The sequence below is a fragment of the Micromonospora sp. GCM10011542 genome, from assembly GCF_042650685.1.
Classification (GTDB): domain Bacteria; phylum Actinomycetota; class Actinomycetes; order Mycobacteriales; family Micromonosporaceae; genus Micromonospora.
This window is the reverse complement of record NZ_JBHSBO010000040.1, coordinates 18,056-44,580: the sequence shown is the minus strand read 5'-3', so window position 1 is coordinate 44,580 and position 26,525 is coordinate 18,056. Positions and strand designations below refer to the sequence as shown.

At 68.1% G+C, this 26,525-nt stretch carries 19 protein-coding genes, 2 pseudogenes and 2 CRISPR repeat arrays; of the genes and pseudogenes, 10 read left to right on the top strand and 11 right to left on the bottom strand.

Going from position 1 to position 26,525, the window contains the following annotated elements; genetic code table 11:
- Window positions 1-377 precede the first annotated feature (377 nt).
- The 5 genes and pseudogenes from ACFOW4_RS13640 (at window position 378) to ACFOW4_RS13620 (ending at window position 4,403) form a co-directional block, all read left to right on the top strand.
- Window positions 378-1,229 carry a hypothetical protein gene (locus ACFOW4_RS13640; protein ID WP_377527609.1) on the top strand — a complete coding sequence of 284 codons (852 nt, stop codon included), beginning with the start codon at window positions 378-380 and terminating at the stop codon, window positions 1,227-1,229.
- A gap of 1,507 nt (window positions 1,230-2,736) precedes the next feature.
- Window positions 2,737-3,123, top strand: a pseudogene (locus ACFOW4_RS13635) (recombinase family protein); the annotation flags it as partial.
- Window positions 3,124-3,191: 68 nt separating this feature from the next.
- Window positions 3,192-3,452 (top strand): annotated as a pseudogene (locus ACFOW4_RS13630) (recombinase family protein); the annotation flags it as partial.
- 170 nt (window positions 3,453-3,622) lie between these two features.
- Window positions 3,623-3,856: a zinc ribbon domain-containing protein gene (locus ACFOW4_RS13625; RefSeq protein WP_377527607.1), complete on the top strand. Its 234-nt coding sequence runs from the start codon at window positions 3,623-3,625 to the stop codon at window positions 3,854-3,856.
- 124 nt (window positions 3,857-3,980) lie between these two features.
- Window positions 3,981-4,403 (top strand): hypothetical protein, encoded by a 423-nt coding sequence (locus ACFOW4_RS13620; RefSeq protein ID WP_377528190.1) that lies wholly within the window; start codon window positions 3,981-3,983, stop codon window positions 4,401-4,403.
- 183 nt (window positions 4,404-4,586) lie between these two features.
- Here ACFOW4_RS13620 and ACFOW4_RS13615 read toward each other — a convergent pair whose 3' ends face one another.
- The 10 genes from ACFOW4_RS13615 to cas3 form a co-directional block, all read right to left on the bottom strand.
- Window positions 4,587-5,999 (bottom strand): LAGLIDADG family homing endonuclease, encoded by a 1,413-nt coding sequence (locus ACFOW4_RS13615; protein WP_377527606.1) that lies wholly within the window; start codon window positions 5,997-5,999, stop codon window positions 4,587-4,589.
- Between the two features lie 409 nt (window positions 6,000-6,408).
- On the bottom strand, window positions 6,409-7,479 hold the full coding sequence (locus ACFOW4_RS13610) for a tyrosine-type recombinase/integrase (protein WP_377527604.1): 1,071 nt from the start codon (window positions 7,477-7,479) through the stop codon (window positions 6,409-6,411).
- 1,015 nt (window positions 7,480-8,494) lie between these two features.
- A CRISPR array of direct repeats spans window positions 8,495-10,840; the repeat unit is 29 nt; unit sequence CGGAGCACCCCCACGTGCGTGGGGAGGAC.
- 18 nt (window positions 10,841-10,858) lie between these two features.
- Window positions 10,859-11,191 carry a type I-E CRISPR-associated endoribonuclease Cas2e gene (gene cas2e, locus ACFOW4_RS13605; RefSeq protein WP_377527603.1) on the bottom strand — a complete coding sequence of 111 codons (333 nt, stop codon included), beginning with the start codon at window positions 11,189-11,191 and terminating at the stop codon, window positions 10,859-10,861.
- A gap of 10 nt (window positions 11,192-11,201) precedes the next feature.
- Entirely contained in the window at window positions 11,202-12,164 is a 963-nt protein-coding gene (cas1e, locus tag ACFOW4_RS13600; protein ID WP_377527601.1) for a type I-E CRISPR-associated endonuclease Cas1e, read from the bottom strand.
- Window positions 12,161-12,781, bottom strand: a complete 621-nt coding sequence (cas6e, locus tag ACFOW4_RS13595) for a type I-E CRISPR-associated protein Cas6/Cse3/CasE (RefSeq protein WP_377527600.1) — start codon at window positions 12,779-12,781, stop codon at window positions 12,161-12,163. The genes cas1e and cas6e overlap by 4 nt, the downstream gene beginning before the upstream one ends.
- Entirely contained in the window at window positions 12,778-13,557 is a 780-nt protein-coding gene (gene cas5e / locus ACFOW4_RS13590; protein ID WP_377527598.1) for a type I-E CRISPR-associated protein Cas5/CasD, read from the bottom strand. The genes cas6e and cas5e overlap by 4 nt, the downstream gene beginning before the upstream one ends.
- Window positions 13,554-14,696, bottom strand: coding sequence for a type I-E CRISPR-associated protein Cas7/Cse4/CasC (gene cas7e, locus ACFOW4_RS13585; protein WP_377527597.1), 1,143 nt, complete (start codon window positions 14,694-14,696; stop codon window positions 13,554-13,556). The genes cas5e and cas7e overlap by 4 nt, the downstream gene beginning before the upstream one ends.
- Window positions 14,693-15,352: a type I-E CRISPR-associated protein Cse2/CasB gene (gene casB, locus ACFOW4_RS13580; protein WP_377527595.1), complete on the bottom strand. Its 660-nt coding sequence runs from the start codon at window positions 15,350-15,352 to the stop codon at window positions 14,693-14,695. The genes cas7e and casB overlap by 4 nt, the downstream gene beginning before the upstream one ends.
- The gene (gene casA, locus ACFOW4_RS13575; protein WP_377527594.1) at window positions 15,349-16,833 is read right to left on the bottom strand and encodes a type I-E CRISPR-associated protein Cse1/CasA; all 1,485 of its coding nucleotides are present in this window, start codon (window positions 16,831-16,833) and stop codon (window positions 15,349-15,351) included. Before casA ends, casB begins: the two co-directional genes overlap by 4 nt.
- Before the next feature lie 93 nt (window positions 16,834-16,926).
- Entirely contained in the window at window positions 16,927-19,692 is a 2,766-nt protein-coding gene (gene cas3 / locus ACFOW4_RS13570; RefSeq protein WP_377527592.1) for a CRISPR-associated helicase Cas3', read from the bottom strand.
- Between the two features lie 122 nt (window positions 19,693-19,814).
- Window positions 19,815-21,307: direct repeats of the CRISPR family, unit length 29 nt; unit sequence GTCCTCCCCACGCACGTGGGGGTGCTCCG.
- A gap of 49 nt (window positions 21,308-21,356) precedes the next feature.
- On the opposite strand from cas3, the gene ACFOW4_RS13565 reads away from it, so the two are divergent.
- The 5 genes from ACFOW4_RS13565 (at window position 21,357) to ACFOW4_RS13545 (ending at window position 25,303) form a co-directional block, all read left to right on the top strand.
- Window positions 21,357-21,830, top strand: a complete 474-nt coding sequence (locus tag ACFOW4_RS13565; protein ID WP_377528158.1) for a hypothetical protein — start codon at window positions 21,357-21,359, stop codon at window positions 21,828-21,830.
- Between the two features lie 50 nt (window positions 21,831-21,880).
- Window positions 21,881-22,402 (top strand): hypothetical protein, encoded by a 522-nt coding sequence (locus ACFOW4_RS13560; RefSeq protein ID WP_377527591.1) that lies wholly within the window; start codon window positions 21,881-21,883, stop codon window positions 22,400-22,402.
- Between the two features lie 8 nt (window positions 22,403-22,410).
- Complete coding sequence (locus ACFOW4_RS13555; RefSeq protein ID WP_377527589.1) at window positions 22,411-23,649, top strand: MAB_1171c family putative transporter; 1,239 nt, start codon at window positions 22,411-22,413, stop codon at window positions 23,647-23,649.
- Complete coding sequence (locus ACFOW4_RS13550) at window positions 23,646-24,506, top strand: oxygenase MpaB family protein (protein WP_377527588.1); 861 nt, start codon at window positions 23,646-23,648, stop codon at window positions 24,504-24,506. Before ACFOW4_RS13555 ends, ACFOW4_RS13550 begins: the two co-directional genes overlap by 4 nt.
- 305 nt (window positions 24,507-24,811) lie before the next feature.
- Window positions 24,812-25,303 (top strand): prepilin peptidase, encoded by a 492-nt coding sequence (locus ACFOW4_RS13545; RefSeq protein WP_377527586.1) that lies wholly within the window; start codon window positions 24,812-24,814, stop codon window positions 25,301-25,303.
- A gap of 249 nt (window positions 25,304-25,552) precedes the next feature.
- Here ACFOW4_RS13545 and ACFOW4_RS13540 read toward each other — a convergent pair whose 3' ends face one another.
- Entirely contained in the window at window positions 25,553-26,437 is an 885-nt protein-coding gene (locus ACFOW4_RS13540) for a PIN domain-containing protein (protein WP_377527585.1), read from the bottom strand.
- Between the last annotated feature and the right edge of the window lie 88 nt (window positions 26,438-26,525).

Genomic DNA, 26,525 nt, shown 5'->3' with positions numbered 1-26,525 from the left:
TGTGGTTGCCGGACGTCTGGTGTCGCACCCTCAGCTGCGACGTGGTCGCTGCCTCGGCGTCACCGCAACCCCGAGCTCCCAAACCGCTCCCTCCGGGCCTCCGTCAGCCAGTACCCAAGCTGACCGCGGGCGAGTCCAGCGATGGCTGCACGGGGCCTCATGGCGACCTGCTCAAGTCACTGCCTTTAAGAGCCGCGCGACCTGCGGCAGACCCTCGCACGTGATCAACGCCCTCTGCGGTTGACCCGGACGCCCGCAGCAACACAATCCGCAGCCCGAGTCACCCCAGCCCATCGCGGGAGACCGTCAACACGCGGTCGAAGTCGATCACTGGGCAACTCTGGACCGAGACAAAGAAGGGTGTGTAGCGTGTACCCATGACCCAGCCTGATCTTAGGTACCTCATGGACCTCCTCACCCCACGCCACGCCGCGACGGTCGACGACCCGGCCGAACGGAACCGCCTTGCCGGCCTGGTCGACACCGGCACAGCCGAATACATCGCCGGCTTCATCTCTCAAGCCGGCCGGGTGCTCGGTGAAGCGGTGAAATCGGGTGAGACCGTCCTATACGAGAGCGACATCACGCTGGACACTGACGGTGACTGGGAGCCCGGAACCCCGTCCCGAATGTGGATGGTGACATCGGGCACTCGTCGGGAGGACGTATTCGACGACGCCGCCCGCGTCTTCCTGGCTCAAAGCCTGCGCGCTGGGGCCGCCAGTCAGTTTTGTGGATGGCGGGACCGGGTTGTGGCAATCGTGCCCGAGGAAGTCGGCCCCAAGGAGTCGAAGATCATTCGTACCCTGGCTGGCGGGGGTATCGAGGTCTTGCACACGTACAACGTTCTTGATGCGTACGGCACCTACGCCCGATGGGTCACCGACCTTGCCCTGGAGTATGGAAGCGGTGACGAGGCAATTGCTTCCGACACACCCCGACCGCCCGGCATCGCGCGATCGGTCGTGAGCGCATGGCTGATGCGCGAGGCGGGCGAGGCACAGCTCCAGCAAGCCCGCCACTCCCTGAAGTTCGGCTTAGCGGGGTACGCGCGGATGCCGAGTGAGGAGTTGCCGATCGCCGAACTCGCCCGTTCCCTCTACACCGACCGCGCGAACTTGACGAAGGTCATTAAGGCGGCCGAAAAAGATGCCAGGATCACCGGGATCCTCGACGCGATCGCGTCCGGGGACACCGACCGGATCATGACGACCCTTCGCAACGGGTAGAACGGCTGGGCCTCCGCCTACCTCGGATGGTAGCCCGAGCCGGAAAGCCGCCATGGGCGGACCTGTGTGGAGCGGCCACAGCCGTCGTGTACATGGCGGTCGAGCTGCTAACGGCCGTGCCCGCGCTCGACCAGGCACCGTCGCGCCGACGGCCGGACTGGCCGTCGATGCTGTAGGTGCACGATTTGGGAGGTCGCGCGATTTGGTGGCTGGGATAGGGCCGGTGCGTCGTGGCATCTCTAAGCGCAACGGAGATGGCGCGCTTCGCGGCCGACTACTGCGACCTCGTCTCCCGCCTACCGCCTGCTGCGATGCGGCTCAGCGGCGGGCGCCGGAGAGTCGGCACAAGCTGCTAGGCCTTCCCGATGCCCGGGCCGCTACAACCTCGCCGTCCGCGACCTCGTACGGCTCGCCACCCGGATTTGGCCGCTGCGCCCAGATTCACGTACGAGCTTCCTCGAAGGCTACGGCGAGCTCACAGCCACCGACCAGGCTGCAATACGCCATTGGGTCCACATCGACGTCCTAACGAAGCTGCCACTGCAGCACGACTTATTTCGGGGCCCCCGCGTGTCGGTCTAGAGCAGCTGAGTTGTTTCCGCCTGGCACCAGCCGTGTTGGTGATCGACTTCCAACCGGTGACACGAGCCGGACGGTTGCCATGCCGGCTTGCCGTCGGCCCGCCAAGGAACTGCCTGCTCCCAATCTGCTCCAACTTAAGGGGCAACAGCGGGGAAGCCCGTTACCGGTGATTCCGGTGACGGGGTTCCTACCTGCACATATTCATGGTGGGCGATGCTTGGATCGAACCAGTGACCTCTTCGGTGTGAAGAAGGTGCTCTTCAAAGCAATGCTGGTCCATCCGGACGCGCAGCAAGCAGCGCCATCACGCGCTTGCCCATCTCAAAGGCTGCCAACCGACCTGACAACCGCAGAGACGTAACGCCCGCACTGCTCAACGAGCGGCCGGTGCCTGACGGCACCGGCCGCTTCTTCATGCCCGCCGGAGCAACCGGCACACGACCAAGCCCGAAGGACATCTCCCATGACAACCCACCCATCCGCCACCGCGCGAGTTACCGGCGTATCGAGCTACAACGCCACGATCCCGCCGACCCATGAAGCCGATGCTGGCATCGCCCTACACTCCGCCCCCTCTCACATCACGGGGACGGAGGCCAAGGAGCGAACGATGCACGCCCACCGCCGCGTGTTCCGGCCGGGGCGACCGCCGGACGGAGGCGCATGACGCGGCCGCCCGACGACAGTTTCTACAACGCAAGGAGCCCTCTTCGATCGGGCCATCCGACGAGCGACTTGACCAGCACAGCGAAGACAGCGGTTCAGGGACGGTCGAGACCGCCGACGGCCGCGCAACGTCCGGAGTCACGAGCGTGGCGGCGCCCGGTCAGCCACCCGAGCTGCACCCCGGCGCTGCGGCCGCCCTACTGAAGCTACTCAGACACGTGAACGACAGCCGCACGGACAACTCGAACCAGGAGAACCAATGATCACCCCTCAACCGAAACCCTTCGCCTTCTACGGCCGTGTGTCGACAGAGGATAATCAGGACCCCGAATCGTCCCGGAGCTGGCAACTCACCCGGGCAACCACACTCATTCAGCCCCACGGTGGACGGGTCGTCACGGAGTACTTCGACGTCGGCCAGAGCCGCTCCCTCCCCTGGCAACGCAGGGTCCAGGCCAGCCTCCTTCTCGCGGCGCCGCGCGATCCACGGCGCGGGTTCTCCGCCGTCGTGATCGGCGAACCCCACCGCGCCTTTTATGGCAACCAGTTCGGCCTCACGGTGCCGCTGTTCGCCCACTACGGCGTCGAACTCTGGGTTCCCGAGATCGGCGGCCCCATCGACCCCGACAACGAGGCACACGAACTGGTCATGTCCGTCTTCGGCGGCATGAGCAAGGGCGAACGCAACCGGATCAAGCTCCGCGTCGCACCGCCATGGCCGCCCAGACCCTCCTCAAGGGCCGCTACCTCGGCAGACGCCCGCCCTACGGCTACACACTCCGCGACCTCGGACCCCACCCCAACCCCGCCAAGGCCGCCGACGGCAAACGCCTCAAGGGCCTCACTCCGGACGAGCAGACCGCGCCGATCGTTCGGCAGTTCCTCGCCGGTATCGGCCTGTTCGCCATCGCCGAGGGACTCACCGCCAATCACGTGCCCTGCCCATCAGCCCACGACCGCGCCCGCAACCGCCACCGCAGCGGCATCGCCTGGTCCAAGAGCGCCGTCCGCGTCATCCTCACCAACCCCGCTACATCGGTCGGCAGGTCTGGAACAAGCAACGCACCGACGAGGTGCTACTCGACGTCGACGACGTGGCAATGGGCCACACCGGCGTCATGCGCTGAAACCCCCGCGACAAGTGGGTGGTCTCCAAGGAGATCATCCACGAACCACTCATCGACGACGCGACCTTCGAGCAGGCCCAAGCGATACTGCGGCGTCGCGGACGGGGAACCGGCGGACAACACGTCCGGCAACGCACCCGCAACCCGTACGTCTTCCGGGGCCTCATCTACTGCGCCGCCTGCGACCGACGCATGCAGGGCCAGTACAACCACGGCGACGCCTACTACCGCTGCCGCTTCCCACAGGATTAGCCCTCGCCAACCAGGTCCCACACCCCCGCAACGTGTACCTGCGCGAGACGCCCTCACCGACCCGCTCGACACGTGGCTGGCCTCCGCCTTCGCGCCCCACCGCATCGAACAAACGATCGCCGCGATGACCGACGCCCAACCCCTAGATTATCCGCCCCCAACGGGCACAGCAGCCCAGACAATCATCACCGAGTGCGACACCAAGTTGGAGCGCTACCGCGCCGCCCTCGACGCTGGCGCCGACCCAGCGGTGGTCACCGGCTGGATCGCGCAGACCCAGGCCGATCGTCCTCTTGCGGAAGCAGATCCACGCACGATCGCGGGCACCACCCCGCGCCGGATGAGCCGAGCCGAAATCACGGCCCTAGTGACCGCGCTCAGCGACATCACCACCGTGCTCCGCGACGCCGACCCAGCCGACAATGCCGAGGTCTACCGACAACTCGGCCTCCGGCTGAATTACCAGCCTGAAACGCAAACGGTGCGCGCTGAAGTGGATCTCAGCGCGCACCGTAGGGCAATGGGTTGTGTCCGAGGGGGGACTTGAACCCCCACGTCCAGCATCCATGCACCAAATAGGTGCCCATGCACTTAGCCTAGCAGCCACGAGGGCCGCCGACACGCCACGAATCAGGCCTGCTCACCTGCCCGGCATGCACGTAGGCGGCAGATAACACCACTTGCAGATGCAACGGCACTCTGCCGCCGCAAGCTCGGAGCAGCGAGCAGGCTATCGTGGGTTCGCTCGATGTCCGGTTGGTCGTCGCTCGATTCCGTGGCGGAGCAGTGCGCTCTTCACCGTGCCGGCGGCAACACCGTAGCGTCTGCCAAGTTCGACAAGTCCGGCGGCCGCATACTCGGCAGCCAACTGCTCCTTGGTGAGCGACCAGACCTTGAGAGTATGACCTCGGCGGCCTGCACCACGAAGATCGACGCCCGCAGCAGCGAGTGCGTCCCGCACATGCTGCTCGCCGACGTCGTAATGTGCTGCGAGTTCTGGCACCGACTTTCCTAGTTCATACGCATGCGAAAGTTCTGACGCTGGTAGGCGGTCGGCAGAGCGGTCACGGGCCCGCTCTGGAGTACCAGCCTTTATGAGTAGCTCGCGGACTCTGGCCGGGGTCAGATGCAGACGCAACGCAATGCTGACAGCGGACAGCCCGTCCTGACGCAGCTTCCCGACCTCCTTCATGGTGCGCTGCTCCGGGTCCCCGCTCTCGGCATCCAGGGATCCCGAGGTGTAAGTCGCGGTCGTCCTGCCTGTGACCGCACGCCTCGCCAACGAGTCCCGTTCGCATCGGCTCGCCTGCAGTGTCCGAGCGTCGACTGCGACGCCATTGACTGCGAGCCAGCGGGCTGCGCTCAGCAGCTGGACGTCAACCAGCTGGACCGTGCACGGCTGCACCGACTTGACCTTGTCCACCGGGCTCTTGCGATAGGTCGTCATTCCCTCGGTCAGGCGTTCATACTTAGCTGCCTTGGCCGTGTCCACAAAACCTGCAATGCGGGTGAGCCGCCGCGCATCAGAGCTACCGACTAGAAGCCGCGACCATCCTTGCGTGTCATAGAGGCGTAGACCCCCATGCCCGTCGGGCATCAGCCTGGCACCCGCCGCTCGACCGGCGTGTACCGTCGATCGGATACCGAGCCAGCCGAGCATGCGTTGCACACGGTGCAGCAGGTCGGTGTTAGCTTGGCTGAGGCGGATCGTGACACCTTTCGCCGCCTTGCCCTCAACGTGCCCATCGGTGTCCAGCAGCCCCGAGATGACGCCGCAGATGAAGTTTGAGCTGCCGCGCTCAATCTGGTCGTTGACAGTCTTGCAGCCGGGGAACAGTCCCCACTCCGTCATGAGCTCGAGGAGTGACACGCCGCTCATCTGCTGCTTGCCGTGCCGCTCGATCTTTCTGAACCCTGCCCAGTCCGCGCGGTGCGGAAGGTGTGAGGCGGCTGCGGTAAGCCTTTGGCGCACTGCTTCTACCCCGGGCGCCTCCCACACATCCAGGTGCACGGTGGTGCCCGAAAAGTGACCATCTCCGATAAAGTGGCCTACCAAATAGCCTTCATCGCTGTTGCCGCGCCCGCGCCATTGCCACCCAGGCAATGCCAAGCCGACCTCTGATTTGGCCTCCAACGCGTGCACGGGTGTGGACTCCTCTGTGCACCTCAGCGAACGCAGAGCGCGCTGAGCAGGAACTCGGCCGTTCACTCGCCTGGCAGGTGCAGGTGCGGGTTGCACCACCGGCCCATCGGCAAGACCTACATCTACTGATGTCGTTATGGAGAGCCCGGATGCCAGCGTAACCCGCCGGGCCGGACCAACCCGCGGAGTACCAACGCGAACCTCGACGGGGTCTCCGCCAGCAGAAGCGACGACACCAAATGAGCCGGCGAGCTCGATGAGGGTACGGGGGCCCTCATCCGTCACCAGCCAGGCCGAAGCGTCCAGCCCTCTCCAACTGGTCCCTGTGTGCGCATCGTTCACGGTCGGGACCTTATTGGCGAGGACCGACAACCTTGCCATCGAGAACGGGCCGCTAGCGCGGCGTGGACTATCGGGACCGATTGGGACGCCTCGGTCCGGCATTTCTTGCTGTCGGCGACGGCACCAAGGGATGCGGCTCGTTTGTCAGAGCCATGAGAGCTTGAGCGACTTCGTAGACGTCAGCACGCACATAAGTACTGGTGGTGCCTGCGTCAGACCTGCCGTTGTGGCCTGCAAAGGCTCGGGCTACGGCATATCCGAAGTTGCGCTCCACCCAGGTCAACGTCGTATGGCGTAGCCAGTGTGTGCTGACCTGCTGGGTTGCCACCCAGGGCAGGTGTCTACCCAGGCGCTGCCACAGGTGGTCGTGGCGCCGGCTGGTGATTGGCCGACCGTTCCGATACCTGAGCAGCCGATCGCCCGGGGCGCCGCCACCTCGGTCCTCGAAATGCTGCGTTAGCTGGCCCGCCAAGGTAGGAGATACAGGCTGCCAGCGCACGGTCTCGCCCTTCTCGTGCAGCCGAACCATGCACTGCTCCGTGTCCAGGTCCGCGCGGCGTAGGGCGAGGCCTCCGCCCCTTCTACACGCAGTCTCGATGTGAAGTCGCAATATCAGAGTGTCCAACTCGGGGTCGTTGCCGGTGGAAGCAGCGACCTCGTTGATCGAGGAGAGCTGCCCCTCGGACAGGGCCCGCCTCGTGCTGGCGAGCCGTCGAGGTTTCGGCACGCGCTTCGCCGGGTTGGCGGACTCGGTGATGAGGCCGTCGGCTTCGGCGTAGCTGAAGAGGCACCTGAGCGAGGAAATGAGGTGCTCCGCGGCCGTTCGACCACCGCGAGAGTTCCGCCGCACGACGAGCTGATCCTTCATCCGCTCGGCAAGCTGCCGGATCTCCAGCGGGGTCGGCTCGTTCAGGCGCCTGCTTCCCCACACTTCTCGCACCCTGTTCCAGTAGGTGCCGTAGACCCGCCCCGTGCCCGCCGTTACTGCCTCAGACACGCGGTCGATGTACTCGTCGAAAGTGGGAACGGCTCGCGGTGCGCTCGGTGCCGTCACGAGCTGCTCAGGCGTTACCCCTAACCGAGCCAGGAGGAGCCGCGCCGCTGCCAGTTCGTCGCCTCCGCCGAAGCCCGTGCCCATCACGCTGCCTCCTGCGCGCCGTACCGCGAGACCACTAGCTCCAGCGCGCTCATCGTGTACGCCATCACAAGGAGCGGTCCGGGTATGCCAATACCAGGAGACGATGGCCGGAGCCGACGCTGCGGCTTCGCCGTACCGAGGACGGCAGTACCAGGTAGCCCTGCTGGTTGATCGTCCATCGTCCACGAGGTTGCGCGGTCACCGTGATCGCGTTGTCCCCACCGGTGATATCGACCGAGCGGCCGGCGAACCACCCCAGAGCTTGTAGCGGTCTACGGTCGGTCAAGCGACCGTTTGCATCGACTGATGTGACTACGCATTGCGCCGCCTGGGGTTTGAGGTCCCGGGCAAAACGTGGCAGCGGCAAGCCGCGGGCGAGAGGGGTGTAGTGGTCATGGGGAACGGCTCCCAGGTGAACGTCTTCGAGTGCCCTGCTTGCCGATCCCGCCATAACGCCCTCTTCCCGAAGCATGCGACCATCTCCGTCAACCGTTTTCGGTCAGGCGCCGCTCCTCGGCCTTCCCCATGCCCTGGCATCGGTACTCGCCCGGTGTCAGCCCCGAGCATCCCGACTGTCAGCTACCGTGCCGCTACCTCTGGAGGCCGCTCCGTTCGTGGAAGCGGTAACGCACCGCTCACCAAAGTCGTTACCGTCCTGTCTGCCGTCGACCCGCCCATTGGGGAGCGGGCCGGCGGCCGGCCCGCCACGGCCCGCGGACCTCTACGCTCCATCCGTACGCTGGCGGGCCGGGCGGTGGTCTGCTCGGCTTGCCCGGGTCGATGGCTGACAGGACGAACCGACCGCCACCAGAGACGGAGCTCGCTGCCGCAGACGGTCCCGGGCGTCCTGGAGCCGGAGCGCCTCCGCCGGAGGCGCCCTAGCCGCAACCCGCCGCAGCCGCGCAACTCGCTCGCGCAGGCGCGGTTCCCCTGCGTCGCGCCCAGCCATCTCCGTCATCGCTTTAGCCGGCGCAGCTGCTGGGCGTGCCCCACGTGGCCCGGGGGCGCACAGCGCCGCCGCACCCCCACGTGCGTGGAGGGGACGGTGAGGGTGGCGAGGAACGTCGCCGCGGCGGAGGAGCACCCCCACCTGCGTGGGGAGGACATAGTCTTCAACTCCTCCGGACCGGCGGGCAGCGGAGCACCCCCACGTGCGTGGGGAGGACATCAGACCAGCGTTCCGGGCGCGGGTGAGCACCGGAGCACCCCCACGTGCGTGGGGAGGACCCAGTGCGGTACCAGCGCCGGCCCTGCGGGTCCGGAGCACCCCCACGTGCGTGGGGAGGACAGGGCGCCGAGATCCTCGCCGTGCGGGCACGGCGGAGCACCCCCACGTGCGTGGGGAGGACCAAGGGCGGCGACGGCGCCGTCTTCGTGATCACGGAGCACCCCCACGTGCGTGGGGAGGACGAGGGCTACGCCGGCGCGCTGGAGCAGATGGGCGGAGCACCCCCACGTGCGTGGGGAGGACGCGACCAGTGCCTCGCCGCCGACGTGCCGTACCGGAGCACCCCCACGTGCGTGGGGAGGACTCCGCGCCCTGGGGCTACTCAACAACAAGCACAGGAGCACCCCCACGTGCGTGGGGAGGACACCGCCGGCCCGTTCGCCGTGTCCTCCACCAACGGAGCACCCCCACGTGCGTGGGGAGGACTTCGGCTGGACGACCACCTGCCGGTCGAGGGCCGGAGCACCCCCACGTGCGTGGGGAGGACAACAGCTGTTGCAGGGTGCCCACGGCGGGGGCCGGAGCACCCCCACGTGCGTGGGGAGGACGCCTGCTCGGTGCGCAGCAGCGTGGCTGCGGCCGGAGCACCCCCACGTGCGCGGGGAGGACGTCGCCGGCGTGCTCTGCGCGCCCGGGGACGACGGAGCACCCCCACGTGCGTGGGGAGGACAGCCCGGCCTGCTCGAAGGCAGCGGCCAGCGGCGGAGCACCCCCACGTGCGTGGGGAGGACGCGGCCGGCGCGTACGTCCTGCTGGCCGGCGACGGAGCACCCCCACGTGCGTGGGGAGGACTTCGTCGACGGGCTCAACGTCGCCGGCCCGATCGGAGCACCCCCACGTGCGTGGGGAGGACAGGAGCCGCAGACACTCGTGGTCGGTGAGCTTCGGAGCACCCCCACGTGCGTGGGGAGGACATCCGGTACCGCTCCGGCAGCATCATCTGCGACGGAGCACCCCCACGTGCGTGGGGAGGACTGGCCCACCAGCGGCGGAACGTAGGTGCTCAGCGGAGCACCCCCACGTGCGTGGGGAGGACTGGCCCACCAGCGGCGGAACGTAGGTGCTCAGCGGAGCACCCCCACGTGCGTGGGGAGGACGCCGGCCGGTACGCCGCCCTGCTGGGCGACGACGGAGCACCCCCACGTGCGTGGGGAGGACGCCCATGTCGTCGGCGTCGGTCTTCTCGTGGTGGGAGCACCCCCACGTGCGTGGGGAGGACGGCAACACGATTTCGGGAAGTTGCGGGGAATCCGGAGCACCCCCACGTGCGTGGGGAGGACGAGGGGAGGGTCGACTGTTGGCAACGTGCCACCGGAGCACCCCCACGTGCGTGGGGAGGACGTGCACGCCGACGGGGAGCTGGTGCGCTACCGCGGAGCACCCCCACGTGCGTGGGGAGGACGGCGGCAGCAGGTACGCCGGTCACGATTTCCACGGAGCACCCCCACGTGCGTGGGGAGGACATCTTCGGGTCTAGGTCAACCTGACGCGGCCGCGGAGCACCCCCACGTGCGTGGGGAGGACAGCTGCGCCAGCGGCAGCGACGCAGCGCACTCCGGAGCACCCCCACGTGCGTGGGGAGGACGTCCACGCGCTCACGCATCCCCGTTCACCTCCGGAGCACCCCCACGTGCGTGGGGAGGACTCTACGTCTGACCTGGAGGCTGCCCCGTGGCGCGGAGCACCCCCACGTGCGTGGGGAGGACTCCGGGGTGCGGTCGATGTCCAGCGGCATCCACGGAGCACCCCCACGTGCGTGGGGAGGACGACGCGATCCCGGCGGCCATCCGCCCGCCGAACGGAGCACCCCCACGTGCGTGGGGAGGACGGCTTGCGGGTGGCGGTGCGGCTCGGCGTCGGCGGAGCACCCCCACGTGCGTGGGGAGGACCCAGTCGCGGATGGACTCAGAGTCCGGCCGGACGGAGCACCCCCACGTGCGTGGGGAGGACCCGTCCACGTACCACGCCTCAATGGCCTGGTCCGGAGCACCCCCACGTGCGTGGGGAGGACTCCGCCGAGGTCGAAGAGAAGGACACGACCAACGGAGCACCCCCACGTGCGTGGGAAGGACGGCGGCGCCGCGTTCGCCGCCTACGACGACGGCGGAGCACCCCCACGTGCGTGGGGAGGACACTTCGCGACCTGCGGTTTTACCAGCCCTCTGGCCAGATGGTCTCGGGGGTGGGGGCGGCAGCGTCTGGGTGTTCCATGGGGCTCATTGCCACCAGGGTGAGGCCGTCGAAGTCGATCGGGCGGCGTCTGCGTTCCCCTGCGGTCCGTAGAGAGAAGCCTTGCTCGGTGTCGTCTGGGTGGATGAGGACGGCGGCACCGTCACCGACGACCGCGCTCGCGGCGTTCCACAGTTCGTCGCGGACCTTGGCCGAGAGGGTGCCGACGAACATGCCGGGGGTGACTTCGATCATCCAGCGGCTGAGTGCGCCTCTCAAGTGGTCGGGTACGGCGGTGGTGGCGAGGACGACCATGGAGGCCATGTCAGTCCCAAAGGTCTGTGCCGTAGTTGACACCGGACGGCATGGCGCCCACTTCCGGGTCCCAGAGGGAGGTGATCTCGGCTGCGGGCTGCCGCTGTTTGGGTGTGCTGTCGGGGTCGAGCAGGCTTTGGATGTCGGTGACGATTGTCGGCATCAGCTTCAGCAGCCGGAATTCGTCCCGTAGCTTGCGGCGTACGTCGCGTTCGGGTTGCGCGGAGGTGCTCATGGAGAAGGCGAGCGGCACGGTGACCTTTGCTTTGTAGAGGTCGGCGACGTCGTAGACGAAGGCGTGTTGGGTGCCGCTGTGTACGAAGCCGAGCGCCGGTGAGCAGCCCAGGGCGAGGATGACGGCGTGAACCACCCCGTACAGGCAGGTGCTGGCGGCTGACAGTGCCAGGTTGACGGGGTCCTGGGTGTCCCAGGCGTCGGGGTCGTAGTTGCGACGGAATTTGCCGGTTCGGTATTTCTGGGCGAGCAGCCGGTAGAGCGTCTTCATGCGTTGGCCCTCCATGCCGCGGAGCTGGGCCAGTGTGGTGCCTTCGGGTACGGACTCGCCGAAGCGGTGTTCGTACATGCGTACCGCCACCTGCAGTCGGCTGTTGTCGTCGGCCCGGCATCGGGCCTGCTTCTCAAGCCAGTTGGTGGTCAGGGAGGTGGGGGTTATGCCGGCGTAGCAGCGGACGACGCCGGAGCCGACGCAGATGACGGTGGTGCCGTGTCGGGCCAGGGTGGACAGGGCACGGTGAGTGATTGAGGTGCCGGGGCCGAGGAGAAGGCAGCTGACTGCGGCGGTGGGCAGGTAGACGCGTTCGGTTCCTTTCGGGGTGTCAACCTGGGCGAGGACGCCGGTGTCGTCTTGGACGATGCGGACGATGTCGACGTACAGGAAACTCAGCGAGTCCGCCACGCGCGGGAGCATGGCCAGGGTCGGTGCGGTGAGACGCCGTCGGGCGTTGGCGCTCACCGCATCGGAGCGAGGCTGAGCAGTCCGCAGCCGAACGAGCGTCCCCGGCCGATACCGGCCAGTACAGCGGCTCGGACCTGGTCGGCGTCGGAGATCACCGCATGACCTTCGAAGAGCGTGATGGCGTGGCGTACCGGGACGGCGCGACCACGTGCGGACGGTTGCGGCTGGGCAAGTAGCTGGCGTAGGTCGAGGCCGTGGGCATCGGCCTTTCGCTGCCACCACTGCTCGGCCTGCTGGCCAGACAACGCGACGATCTTGCCGGCGTTGTCGCCCTGCCAGGCTCGTTTGGAGGCGTTGGCGGCGATCCGGTAATGCACCGCCATGCCTATGGTGAGCGTCTTGAGCAGCGGGCTGACATCGCGGGTGTCGATGGTGCCGTAACCGTCGGGCAGCCGGGCCGGATCCGGTGGCAGCGCGGTCTGGACCAGCAGCACCGGACCGGCGGTGGTGTGGTCGAGCCGAAAGAGCACACCCGCGTGCTGTCGTGGCTGCTCGCCCAGATCATCAGGTACCAAGGACATCACCCTGCGGTGCACGGCGATGATGTCCCGTAGGTCCCGTCGTGCCGCCGGGTGGCGCAGATCGGGTGTGATTCGGGTCAGCCAGGCGGTCACGTTCGGGCTCCTCGCAGATGCTCTTCCAGTGCGTCCAGGTACGTCATGCCGATACCGGCGCACAGGTGGACCGGCAGGCTGCGGGTGGTGACGTGGACGTGACGGGTCAGATAGCGCCGCCGGCGCGGGTGTGGGTCCCCGGGCGCCGGTTCCATGTCCACGGGTACGTCATTGAGCGTCAGCCGGCTGGCGGCGCCGTCGCCACTCGGTTCTCCGGTTGCGAAGTCCACCGTGACGGTGTCTGATCCGTCAGCGGGTCGGCGTCGGTTGAGCGGCAGGTGTTCCAGCTGGGCGACGGCGTCGGTGATCGGGCCGGACAGCAGGAACGGATGCTCCACTGGGCAGGAGCGGCGTCCGAGGTACGGGCCCCAGACAGGCTTCGTCAGGGCCTCGTGCACCTGGCTTACAAGGCGGTCCGGGCCGGTGACCGCGACGGTGAACACGGCGTCGGCCAGGTAGAATCGACGCGAGACGATGGTGCCGGAGCCCGCCGGCCTCCGCTTGCCTTCGGCCGTCGGCACGGTCCGCTCCGGTGGCAGGCCACCGCCGACGGTGTGGAAGTCGTACATGACCGCCCCGGGCCGGTCGACGCGGACGGTGAACTGCAGTTCCGCGAGGTCTGCCAGCGGTTCGCCGCGGCGCCGGCCCTGGGCTGCGGCGATGATGCCGATCATCGCCGAGCGGGTCGGGACGGTCGCGGTGTCACGGACGCTGAAGGTGCTGTGGTCGCCCCACGACTGCATCGGCCCGGCCAACCGCAGCAGTAGGCCCGTCATTCCGCCCTCGCGCGGTCGACGGCGGCAGCGATGAGGGCGTCGAAGCTCGGGCGGTTCTCACCGAGCTGCTCCAAGCCCTTGTCGTCGACGCTGGCGTGCCCGTGGTAGATCAACCCACGGTCGCCGAGCAGCCGGTAGATCCGGCCGGCGTAGTCGGCGAGCTGCCGACGTGACGGATCGGCGTATCCGCTGTCGAGCGGTGCTCGTACCGGGGTTTCGAAGGCGCTGGCCAGTGACACGGGCCGATCACCGCGCACCGCGATGTAGGCCAGGTCGGGCACGGTGAACGGTGCGGTGGAGTTCTTCTTCGCCTGCGGCATGGCGGTGATGAACGCCGACAGGAACGCCGAGGCCAGCTCGACCGCCGTGGCGGCGTCACCGAGGTTGTCGACGAGGTCTGGCAGGTTGACGCTGGCGTACCGGTAGAACGTGCCGGTGCTGAACTCGGCGCTGTTCATGTGCCCGCTGCCGGCCTGGTCGGCGTCCTGCTTCAGGTCGTCCACCGCAGTGAAGAAGTCGACCTGCGGATCCGTGCCGTGGGTGGTGAACGCATGGGCGACTTGGACCGCACCGTCGACGTTGGTGCCCGGCAGCTCCGCCAGCATCCGCCCGAACAGGTTGATCACGTCGTTGCGGCGGGACATCGCCCCACGCAGCGCGTCGGCCGGCAGTGGCGGCTCACCCTTCTTGGCCTTGACCGCACCGGACTGCAGACCGATGAGCCGATCGCGCTGCTGCACGCAGATGTCCGCCAACTCATCGAAGGCCCGCTCCGGCAGGTAGAACAGCACCTGCGCCTCACCGGACTCCTTGTCCACCTTGAAGCCGTCGGCCTTGACGGCGATCGTGGCGAGCGTGGCCATGACCTGCGCGGCGGCGAAGGTCGCCAGCTCCGGTTCCCAGCCCCGCCTGGTCAGGCGCCCCTGGACGGCTTGCGGCAGCTGCCGGGTCCGCTTGGCCGCGTCGCCGGACGACGCTTCCAACTCCTGCCGTACGGCACGCTTCCAGCACTGGCTGGATACCCGCGTGCGGTCGGCGTAGCCGAAGCGCACGGACTTGGGTGTACCCAGGTCGTCGCGGTTGAGGTTGGCGTACGGGACGGTCTGCAGCAGGTGAATGTCGATGTAGCGGGCGATCATGCTGATTCCTCCAGGCTCAAGTGGTGCTGCTCGGCGCGGCGGTCGGCTTCGTGCAGGGTGCGGTAGTACGACTGGAGCCACCGCTTGGCGACGTGGTCGCGGCGGTACCGCCACTGGCAGAGGTCGTCGAGGAGTTGCCCCCAGTTCACCTGGACCTCGACCGCGCCGAGGTGTCGGACGACGCCGGCCAGGTGCTGATAGACGCCCGGGTAGCCCTGCCGCACCAGGAGATGCAACCGCTTCTCGGCGGTGGCCCGGTTCATCGCCCGACGCCCCGACCCCGGCCGGCACACCGCCCAGGCCAACGACTGCCCCAGGTCGGGGCGGTTACCCGGCCCGGCGTCGACATCCGCGGCGGCCACCACCTCGACGTCGTCGACGTCGGAGGTCTCCTCCTTGGCGGAGCCGGCGTTCGACCCGTCCCGAACGGAAGCCGCGATCATCGCCGCGACGGCGTAGTAGGCGTACTCGTGGTCCTGTCTCACCGACGGCGGCAACAGCGGGGCGACGACGGCGTGCATGGTGTGCGCCTGCTCGGGAGGACGACGCAAACCACGGCGCAGGGCCGCACGCTGGCCACGATCACGGAGGCACTGCTCGGTGACCCGCCTCACGAACCTGTCGGAGCGCCTTTCTTCGGTGTCCGCAGACATCACGCGGCGGATCCCTTCTTCGATGGAGTTAACAGCAGCCGGTGCGCCGTCTGCACGGCCCGCACCATCCGCGGTGAGCTGGCGTCGCTGTCCGCGGCGTGGTCGATGGCCTCATGCCCCAGGCGGGCGAAAGCCCGGCCGCCCACGGTGAACTCGCCGTCCTGCACGTGTTTCCAGAACACCGCCTCGGCCCGCCTCCAGTAGTACGCCTCGCCAACGCGAGCCCATGGACCTTCCCGGTCCTTGACGTTGGCGACCTCCCGCCAGGCTTGCCGCAGCACCACGCCGACCCGCCGGCCGATCGACTCGGCCGCTCGGGTCAGCACGGCCACACCGTCGGCGGTCTCCGGGTCGCGCTCTCGCAGCCAGCCCAGGATCGGTGGGGTCACCGCGGTGAACCACTGCCGGTCCTTGGCCTGCCCGTCCTGATCGAACCCGTACGCGCGGACCCGCCCGTCGAGACCGAGATCAGCTGCGGCGGTCATGATGTCGGGACGGTGAGTCTTGACCTCGCTGGTGCCGCCCAGCAGGGCGTCGACGTCCCGCCACAGCGCCCGGGAGCCGTCGGCCGGTAGCTGATACCAGCCGCCTTCCTTGTTCTGCCGCCGCACCACGTACGGGTCGGCAGCCGCCGCACCGGACAGCCGCCATGCCCAGGTGACGTAGGCGTCCGTCACGGCCTCACCGGCGGCGTCCGGGACCAGCAGCACGGCGTGCCTAGCGCGCCCGGTCAATGCGCCGCACGGCCACGACACGGACCCCGGCACGCCGAGCGGATCCGGCAGATCTTCGCGTTCCCACGGGCACAGGTCGGGTCCCTCGTCCTGTCCTGACATCCTCTGTGGCACGCCCACGACCAGCGACTCGAACAGGTTCTCTCCGAGCGGGTGGTACGACATGGTGCCACGCAGGGGGCCGGCGGTGCTGTTGGCGAACTTCTGCCCGGCCACCTCGCGGCTGCTACACCGCCCGGACGCGCCGTAGTACAGCTGCGCGATCAGATACCACGCGGCTTCATCGGATGACAGAGCCACCGGGTTGGCGTCCATGTGGTGGCCGAACCAGACCTGCGTGTTGCCAGCCGGCCGGTCGAACACCAGCTTGTTGACGCCCGATGACTTGGGACACTCGACGGTCAGCCGCGGATCCTGCATCCATGGGCGATGGGGATCGAACAGGTCGAAGCGGTCCGGGTACTTCGCGAGGTACGCGTCGACCTCGTCCGGGGCGAACCCGCCCTGGTCGAGAACCTGTTCCTGCCGCTGCCGCCACTGTTCGCCGTGCAGGGCATCCAGACCGGTCACGCGTGCGGTGATCGCGTACAAAATCCGCCAGAGCCCCGCTGCGGCCGGCGGAACCGGCAGGGCGAGATCGTCGAACTCCGCCGCCCGCACGAACAACTCGCGTAGGCCGACCAGCTTGGACTCACGCCCGGCCACCACCGGTATCCACGGCCGAGTAACCAGGTCGAAAGATTTCGTCATAAGTGTGACTCCCTGCGGACAGACCGCCTGAGGTTGCCGAACCGATGGCCAGACGCGAAGCCTCGTGTCGGATGAATGACTAACAGCGGGCTCTCACCCCGCCCCGGCGGCCGCAATGACGAGGCCGAGGTCCGGGTCGAGGTGCGCCAGCCGGCGGCCCCAGACGGCGGGTGCTGGGCCTGCAGCGAGGATCGAAAACCACAATGGTCGGAGTTCCTTGAGCCAGCTGTTGTCGCCCCAGCTCGCCGGTAATGCGGCGGGAGCCTCGTATCCCTCGAGAAGGCCGGCCCGAACCGGGATCGTCTCCTGGAGGATCGTCCGTACTTCGTCGTTCTTGAACCGGCCGCCCGGTCCAGAACCGGTTTGAGGGAGTGGGGTGCGGTGCTGCGGGTCGAGCCACTGGCCGCCGTCACCGTCGAGGTAGCAGCAGAGCAATCGGTCCGACTCCGCTCCCAGGCGGGTGGACGCACGCCACTCCGGTGTCTCGGTGTGACTCAACGATTGCAGGTCGGTCACGTCAATGGGATCGGGTATGACACCTAATTCGGCAGTTCCGCGGACCGCCATTCCCTCGGCCCGGTATCTGTCATACTCCGCGCTCAGCGTCGGATCGTGGCGGATCGGCTGGGGCACATACACCGCCTCCACGTGGTCCTGCACCGCGTGCGGTACAACGATCGTGTCAACCCCCGCCAGCCGAAGGTGCGTGGCGCGCAGCAGGTACGGCGCGTACACGTCGCCCCATGCAGCGGGCATGACATGTTCGATACCGCTCGGCCCGCGCGGATCAAGAACCACCACTCGCGGCTGCTCGGCCCAGGGCGGCCTCGGCCTGAGGTGTCGATGGCACCGGCCGGCCCGCTGCAACAGCTGTGCCATCGGCGCTAGATCCGTCACCAGGAGGTCGAAATCCAGGTCGAGTGACTGTTCGATCACCTGGGTGGCGACGACGATCGTCGACCGTGAACGGTCACCGTCCCTGCCCAACCGGCCGGTGATCTCTGCCGTGATCTCCTCCCGGCGGCGAGCCGGAAACCGGGAATGCAGCAGCATCACGTCCACCCCGTGGGGCGCCCAGTCACGGAGCACCCGGTAGGTCTGCTGGGCATCGTTGACCGTGTTGCAGACCACGGCCGCACACCCGCCACGTTCCGCAACCGGCGTCAGCACGTGCCGTACGACAGCCCTGCGGTCGGCGGGATCGCCTACTGGCCTCTCGAGGTGACGAACTGGGCGTACGTCGAGCGTGAACTCCACCGTCCTGCCCGACACCAGCGCCTCCCGCGACGGCGGTGAGATCGAAGCCGGCTCGCGATCCCGGCTCGCCGGCACGAACGTCCAACCCGGATACGGCACGGACGCCGTGGTCGACCCAGCGCGAGCGCCTTCCTCGTACGCCCGAACGAGGGTAGCCGCCTGCGACGACGGCAACGTCGCCGACAGCAGGACGACCGGGCATCCGTACGCTCCCAGCCAGTTCAACAGGCGACACAGGAGGGTGGTCATGTAGTCGTCGTAGGCGTGCGCCTCGTCGACCACGAACACTTTGCCTGAGAGGCCGAGTAGACGCAGCGCGTTGTGCTTCGTGGTCAGCGAGGCCAGCAGGGCCTGGTCAACGGTGCCAACCGCCATTGGGGCCAACAGTCCACGCTTGCGGCCACGCAGCCAATCCGTCGCCGCCACATCACGGCTTGGGTCGTCGGACACCACCACACCGGAATCACCGAGGTCGGCAGCGGCACGTGCCTCGTACTCGGCGTTCAGCCAGGACATGCTGTGCAGCAGCGTGACCGGCGCCGGACCCGCGGCCAGCTTGGCGGCGAATGCCCGCACCCGGCGATACATCTCGTCAGAGGTCGCCATGGTTGGCAAGGCGAAGAAGAACCCGTGGGCCCCGCACACCTCGGCCAACCTGCGAGCAGCCACCAACGCGGCTTCGGTCTTTCCGTCCCCCGTCGCCGCCGTTACGACCACCAGCCCCGGACCGTCGACTATCGGCAGCAGCTCATCAATGATCGACCGTTGAAGCGCGTTCGGGCGGTGCGGAAACAAGTCCTCGAAGTCCGCGGCCCGAAACGAGGGCGCCCCCAGGCCAGCGTTGTCGAGCAGGACGGCGACGGGCGCGGCTAGGGCCGCGAGGTGAGCCGAGACGACGGTGATGTCTGTGCGCTGCGGCACCCGTGGCAACTGCTGGCCCAAGAAGTGTTCTTGGCTGGCCAGCCAATCGGCGAGGATCACGAGCCCCGTGACCAGCACGCTGGCCGGCGCGCTCATGGCCGGCGGGGGCTTCGGCGAGTTCACCGCCTCATGCACCACCCGCACCAGGGCCGCACGTTGTCGCGCCCAGCCGCCGTCACCCAGGTGCAACCGGCCGCCATGCGGGCCGCTGGTCTGCTGGAAACGGCCGTGGTGGCCGCCGACGACTTGAGCGACGCGGTATGCCAAGCGGCCGCTGGCTCGCCTGGCTGACTGCGGATATCCCAGGGGGTCGAGAAGGCTAGGCATGGCAAGTTGGCCAGCGGTGTCGTGCCTCAGCGAGCCGTCACCTGCCGTGTCCTCGTAGGAACCGCTGCTCCGCAGCGCGCTGAACGCGGTCTCGTTCTGCTTCTGGAAGCCAGGCGTGGCCTTGCCGACGTCGTGCAGCCCTGCCCAGAACATCATCAGCGACCTGGCGTGCGCATCGTCGGTACCCAGCCCTTCCGCGATGATCCTCCGCTGGTTCGGGGCCAGGTAACGATCCCACAGCGCCCCGGCAACGGCAGCGGTGTCGATCAAGTGCCAGAGCAGCGGGTACGGCACCTCAAGATGTTTAGACTTGCCCCAGATCCCGGCATCGATCTCCTCGTGGTCGAAACCCAACCTGATTGCCTCCGTCCACATCCGCTCGTAAGGGCGTCTGCATGCAACCACGGCCATACGACACATCCGTCCGCTCAATGGAGAACCGGGCATCGGGCGGATAAAACCGCAGGTCGCAAAGTGTCCTCCCCACGCACGTGGGGGTGCTCCGAACGACGCCATGCGGGCTAAGGGTGTGTTTGCGTCCTCCCCACGCACGTGGGCGTGCTCCGTGCTCCGGGTCGAGCAGCAGACCATCGGGCCGGTCCTCCCCACGCACGTGGGGGTGCTCCGAGACATGGACGCGCCGAGAATGTCGCCGGCGTGTCCTCCCCACGCACGTGGGGGTGCTCCGCTGAACGATCCGCCCGTGGCACCGGCACCGGTGTCCTCCCCACGCACGTGGGGGTGCTCCGTCGCGGCAGAACGTCTCCGGGTAGACGCCGTAGTCCTCGCCACGCACGTGGGGGTGCTCCGAGTGCGCCGTCACGGCCGCGCCGATCGCCGCCGTCCTCCCCACGCACGTGGGGGTGCTCCGTCGGCGGGGCCCTGCTTATTGACGCTGGCCGGGTCCTCCCCACGCACGTGGGGGTGCTCCGGAACTGATCAAGGGTGCGCGGCTGCCGGAGGCGTCCTCCCCACGCACGTGGGGGTGCTCCGTCATGGTTGAGGTTCGCGGACCGTTCAGCCGCGTCCTCCCCACGCACGTGGGGGTGCTCCGACGGGCGACGGCCGGACCGTGACCGCGTACGCGTCCTCCCCACGCACGTGGGGGTGCTCCGATGCGCCACGAGGGTGCGGCGTTCGCCACCGCGTCCTCCCCACGCACGTGGGGGTGCTCCGCTCGCGCTGCGGCCGGCGAACGTCGGGTTGCGGTCCTCCCCACGCACGTGGGGGTGCTCCGCGGTCGCCGACGAACTGGCCCGCCGGCTGGCGGTCCTCCCCACGCACGTGGGGGTGCTCCGGTCGCCGGGTCGGGCTGGAGCTCGACGGCGTCGTCCTCCCCACGCACGTGGGGGTGCTCCGAGGGCTGTTCGGCGCTCGCGCCGATCGCAGACGTCCTCCCCACGCACGTGGGGGTGCTCCGAAGGCCGCCGCCAAGCCGCCGCAGCGGACGACGTCCTCCCCACGCACGTGGGGGTGCTCCGCCCAACGGGCAGCTACAGGTACCGCTGGGCACGTCCTCCCCACGCACGTGGGGGTGCTCCGATGCCGTGCGCCGGGCCGAGCAGCACCACCCCGTCCTCCCCACGCACGTGGGGGTGCTCCGCAGGCCCGCGACGCCATCGCACGGGTCGTCGCGTCCTCCCCACGCACGTGGGGGTGCTCCGCTCTCCGACCGGCTGACGCTCCCCCAGGAACGGTCCTCCCCACGCACGTGGGGGTGCTCCGACGCTCATTGCGTCGACCCAGGATCTGCGCACGTCCTCCCCACGCACGTGGGGGTGCTCCGTTGGTCGCCGGCCTGGCCGACGCCGTTGATGCGTCCTCCCCACGCACGTGGGGGTGCTCCGTCCTTGGTCCCGGTCTGATTCCAGCCGCGCGAGTCCTCCCCACGCACGTGGGGGTGCTCCGCTGCTGGTCCACAACGGCTCGTCGTGGGCGACGTCCTCCCCACGCACGTGGGGGTGCTCCGCTCTCGGGGTAGACGCCGTAGTCACGCGCGCCGTCCACCCCTTGACACGCTGGCCGCCAGGCTGGAGTACCTGTTCGACAAGATCCGTCCGACCGCGGAGGAGCTCAACGACTCCGATGAGCTCGGCCGCAGATACACCAACAAGGAGATCGCCGACAAGATCAACGCAACGGCGGCCGACACTGGCGTGACGATCAGCGCCGCCTACATCGGAGAGTTGCGCCGCGGTGTGGCCAGCGATCCCCGCACCTCACACGTGCGCGCCCTGGCCTCCGCGTTTGGAGTGAACTCGGGCTACTTCGTGGACGATGCGGCGGCGCGACGGATACAGGACCAGATCACGCTGCTCAGCGAGTTGCGCCGGATGGACGTCAAGCAGGTGGCGCTGCGCCAGGTGCTTGCCGACAACGGGCTGTCCGCGACAGATACGAAGCTGATTGAGCAGATGGTGGCCCGATTGCGGGCCGTGGCCGAGGGCTCCAGCCCGGGCGCAACGAGTGCCGTGCAGGGCGATCGCAGTTAGCTGTGCTGGTCCTTCGGTGGAGGTACGCCGACGAGCGGGGGAACGCTGACGTGAAGTTGCACCGACTACGCAAACGCTGCGAGCAGATCGCCGCCGATGTGGAGATACCGGAGCCATTCGACATCCAAAGACTGTGCGACCTGCTCGGTGAACGGCGTGGCCGGCCCATCCACCTCGTGCCGATCAAGCTCCCGGCGCACACGGTCTGCGGGATGTGCGTGCCGACCGGCGAGTTCGACGCGATCTTCTTCGAGCAGGACACCTCGCCCCTACATCAACTGCTGATCATCGGTCACGAGCTGGGCCACCTGCTCGCCGGCCACCGGGCCACCCAAGTCCTGGACCCGGACGCCTCCCGCCTGCTGCTGCCCGACCTCGACCCGCAGCTGGTCCAGCGCAGCCTCGGCCGCAGCAACTACGCAGCCGTCGAGGAGCGCGAGGCCGAGATGATCGGCTCGCTGCTGCTACGGCGGGCACGCGCCGGCCGCGACGATGAGCAGGACTCGCCGCTGGACAGCCGACAGGCCGAGTTGTACGGCCGTCTGCGGCACTCACTGGAACACCCCAACTGATAGTTGAGATGGACACCACCCTGTACGCCGTCTGTGCGGTCGCCGGCTGGTTTGCCTTCGGCTACATGCTGCGACTCCAGCGCCGGCAGCCCGGCCAGGTCCGTGGCGCGATCTGTGTGGCACTCGGCGCCTTCGCCGCCGGTATCACCCTCGCCATTCCACCGTTGGCAACCGGCATCGACGAAGCGTCCGAGCTACCCAACCTGGCCAAAGTCATCTCCCACGCCTGCGCCATGACGATCGCTGCGAGCGCCGAGATCATGCTCCTCCACCTGGCCCTCCCCCCGGCGATGGCGGCAGCGCGGAGCCGGCTCTGGGTATGGGTCACCAGCGGCGCCTTCCTCGCCATGGCCGGCCTCTTCGCCTACACGCTGACCTATGACACTCCGGTGCTCCTGACCGTCGAGTACGCGAAGGATCCCGTCGTCTCGACCTACCTGCTGATCTTCATGCTGGTCGGCTTCTTCGCCTACTGCACCGACATCACCCGGCTGTGCTGGCGCTTCGCTCGTGTCTGCGGCCGCCCGTGGCTGCGTCGTAGTCTGCGCATCACCGCCGTCGGTGCGGCCTTCGCACTGCTCTACAGCACCAACAAGATCGTGTATCTCACCGCCTACTGGAGCGGCTACCGGCCTGCCGGCGAGGGGGAAATCGCCGCGGTTTTGGTGACCATCGGTGCCGTGCTCATGATGATCGGTCTGACCATGCCGGCGTGGGGCCCGATCCTCGCGATCACCCGACGGTGGGAAGACTTCCGCTCCTACCAGCGACTCGAACGGCTCTGGCGGGACCTCGTCGCTGCCCTGCCCGAACTTGAACTCGACGCAAGCCTGCGTCAACCGCTCGCGGCGGTCCGCGACATCGACTATGCACTGACCCGCCGAGTGGCCGAGATCCGAGACGGCCGCCTCGCCCTTCGCCCGTACATGGACGTCAAGGTGACGCAGCTGGCCGAGCAATTCGCCGAACAGGCAGGGCTGACCGCTGACGAGCAGCGGTCGAACGTCGAGGCGGCGCACCTGGCCTGCGCCTTGCAACGGCACCGCACCGGCGTTGCCGCCAGGAACCCCCAGTCGGCGGACGATCTGCACCGCCCGGACGGTGGCTACGCTGGCGAGATCGCATGGCTGACGCGAGTCACCGCCGCCTATGCCCGGTCGCCTGTGGTAGCCCGGACGCTCGTCGCGGCCCGGCACGCTGCCGCCCAGGACATCCCACACCGCAAGGTTGGAGACGCCCAACGATGAGAGATCGCTACGCCAACTTGGCCCGCATCCGCGCTCTGGACCCCGAGCGCGACTACCTGGCCATCTACCAGACCATGCTGCGCTACGAGTTCCCGTGGGACATGAAGCTGGGGCTGAACCTCGCCTTCAACCGGTCCTTCTCCATCCCCTCCATCGCCGCGGTGCACACCGCCACCGGTGAGCTGACGGAGCGCACCCAGAAGCGCCTCGACGACACCGGCCTCCTGATGTACGAGATGGTGCTCAACGGCTTCGACCAGCCACGGGGCCGCGACGCGCTGCGGCGCGTCAACCAGATCCACCGCCCGTACGACATCCCCAACGACGACCACCTCTACGTCCTCGGCTGCCTCGTGGTCATCCCAACTCGGTGGCTGCAGCAGTACGGCTGGCGCCAACCCTGCTGCCACGAGCGACAGGCCACCTACCTGTTCTATCGGGAGCTCGGCCGGCGGATGGGCATCACGGATATCCCCGGGTCCTATGAGGAGTTCGAGACCTGGTTCGACGCCCACGACGCCGCTCACCTGCAACCCAACGACGACGCGGCCGCCATCGAGCGGGCCACCCGGATGCTGATGCTCACCCGGCTCCCCCGGTTGCTTGCACCGCTGGGGAACGCGCTGGTCAGCGCCATGTACGACGCACCGCTCCGGTGCGCGATGCGCGTTCATGCGCCGGCGTGGCCGGTCAGGGCCGGCCTGCACGTCGCGTTGAAGATGCGCTCGCGACTTCAGCGCTGGTTCGGGGCGCCAGAGACCGCGCCGTTGTTCGCCGACGGGACCAAAACCAAAAGCTATCCCGACGGGTACGAGATCAGCCAGCTCGGTCCGCAGCAAGACCAGGTGCCTTATTGACCCGGCATATGAGCAGCCGGCCAGCGCTGCTACCGGCGGCACAGCGCCTCGGGGCGCCGCGGGCGCCCAGCAGGGCTGAGCTGATCCTGCTCGCTCTTTCTGTCACGCCACTGCTGCGGTGGTTGGTTGTTTGCCTGGCCGTCCCAGCGGGCCAGATCAGCCGGCGGTCGTGCGAAGGCTGCGGCGTGGAAGTAAGTCCGGTTGGGCCGGGCTGGGCCGCGCTGCTGCCGACCGGTCGATGCGGCCGGTGTTGGCAAGGGGTGGGCGCCCCTCCGTACCTCGCGGAGCTTTGCACTGCGGCCGCGGTGACCATCGTGGTCCTCGCCGCTCCCACCATTCCGGTGTTGCTGGCCGGCCTGTTGTGGGCCGGCTGCGCGGTCCCGCTCGTCTTCATCGACGCTCAGGTCCATCGCCTGCCCAATGTCCTCACCCTGCCGGCGGCGGCCGGCGTCTTCGCTCTGCTCGCCGTCGACGCAGCCGTCACCGGTCAGTGGGAGCACGTGATCAGCGCGGCGATCTGCGCGGCCGTCGCCACCACGGTGTTCGTCAGCATGGGTCTGGTCCTGGGGAGTCGCGGCTTGGGCTTGGGCGACGCCAAGCTGATCCTCTCGGTGACCGCCCTGCTGGGATGGTGGGGCTGGGGCGCGGCGTTTGGCGCGGTGTTCTTGGGCTTCCTGGTCGCGGGACTCGTGGGTGTCGCGCTGTTGGCGACTGGACGTGCACGTCGCGGGGCCCACATCCCGATGGGCCCGTTCTTCATCGCTGGCGCGGTGGTGATGCTCGCGCTCATGGCTTGAGCAACGCCCGGGTAACTGCTGGATCGACGCGGGTCGGTCGGGAAGATGCAGAGGGCGGCGAGCTTGACCCCATCGCCATGATGGTCGTGGTGGGACTCTCGCGGCCGGAACTGGTGGGGACGATGAGGCTTTGCTCCTGCAAGAGCCGCCGACGTCTCGTACCGCTCCGCTCGGGCCCCGAGCCGCTGATCATCGACGCAAAGCTGGGTTGTCCGCCTGCGTCCGCGGACGGTTCGTCATCGGTCGGCATCAAGCCACCTTTGGTTCCTCACCCAGATCCTGCTCCAGCTTTACCACCTCCAGGCCGGCCGCTTTCGCGCGCATCGCCATTCCGGTGTCGTAGGTGACCATGGTGACCTGTCGGCCGGCGAGGGGCTCGACGGACAGCGCCCGGTCGATGATCTCGTCGTCGTTGATGGGAAGCCGGACATGGCCCGGCGGGTCGAACATGATCTGGATGGTGACCCGCCCGTGGGCCACCCCGTCGGAGACCAGACGGCTGAAGTCCTCAGGTCTCAGCACGCCGAAGCCGTCAGGCATGTAGACATGGCTGTCCAGGACGGCCGTGGTGTAGCCGGCCCGCCACCGGTTGTGGGCCTTGCTGTGCTGTTTCAGGGCGTCGAGTTCGTCCACGACAACCATCGGCACGAGGATGTGAATGGGGTTGTGGCGGGTGCCGAGCGCCGGGGCGAGGTCCACCTCCTCCAGCTTCTGCGGGTGGTGGAGGTAGACGTTGCTGTCGAGCACGACCAGCCGGCCGGCGACCTCGAACTGCTTGACCTGCGCGTCCAGTCCGGCGAGGGCGTCCTTGAACGCGCGTATCCGTTCATCGAGCTCCACCGCGAGCAGGCCGTTGAGGACCATCTCGGCGCCCTGCGGTTTGCCGTACAGCGATGCCGCGGTGGAGATGAGGAGCTGGTATCGGTCGGGCGGCACGAGCGTGTTGAGGCTTGCGGCGCTGATCTGGGTGCGGAGCTGGCGTCGGACCTCGTTGACCCAGTCGAGGTAGGTGAACACTCGATGCATTGCCGGGTGGGTGGCGCCGCCTCGGATGTTGACGACGGCCTGCTGCAGGTTGGTGAGCGACTGGCAGAGGCTCTTCTGGTGTACGCCGGGCAGCGGGGTGATCAGCACGGGGGCGATCCTCCCCCGATGGCCATCCGAGCGCCAGGGCGACGCTCTGCATTCGTTGTTGCGGATCTTTCCCCCTGCTGGCCGCGGT

What these genes read in the sequence shown, in the direction of transcription:
- cas7e (WP_377527597.1), bottom strand. Translation starts at nt 14,696, where the DNA reads ATGATCGCCCGCTACATCGACATTCACCTGCTGCAGACCGTCCCGTAC.
- ACFOW4_RS13550 (WP_377527588.1), top strand. Translation starts at nt 23,646, where the DNA reads ATGAGAGATCGCTACGCCAACTTGGCCCGCATCCGCGCTCTGGACCCC.
- casA (WP_377527594.1), bottom strand. Translation starts at nt 16,833, where the DNA reads ATGACGAAATCTTTCGACCTGGTTACTCGGCCGTGGATACCGGTGGTG.
- cas5e (WP_377527598.1), bottom strand. Translation starts at nt 13,557, where the DNA reads ATGACGGGCCTACTGCTGCGGTTGGCCGGGCCGATGCAGTCGTGGGGC.
- ACFOW4_RS13620 (WP_377528190.1), top strand. Translation starts at nt 3,981, where the DNA reads ATGACCGACGCCCAACCCCTAGATTATCCGCCCCCAACGGGCACAGCA.
- cas2e (WP_377527603.1), bottom strand. Translation starts at nt 11,191, where the DNA reads ATGGTCGTCCTCGCCACCACCGCCGTACCCGACCACTTGAGAGGCGCA.
- ACFOW4_RS13610 (WP_377527604.1), bottom strand. Translation starts at nt 7,479, where the DNA reads ATGGGCACGGGCTTCGGCGGAGGCGACGAACTGGCAGCGGCGCGGCTC.
- ACFOW4_RS13555 (WP_377527589.1), top strand. Translation starts at nt 22,411, where the DNA reads ATGGACACCACCCTGTACGCCGTCTGTGCGGTCGCCGGCTGGTTTGCC.
- ACFOW4_RS13640 (WP_377527609.1), top strand. Translation starts at nt 378, where the DNA reads ATGACCCAGCCTGATCTTAGGTACCTCATGGACCTCCTCACCCCACGC.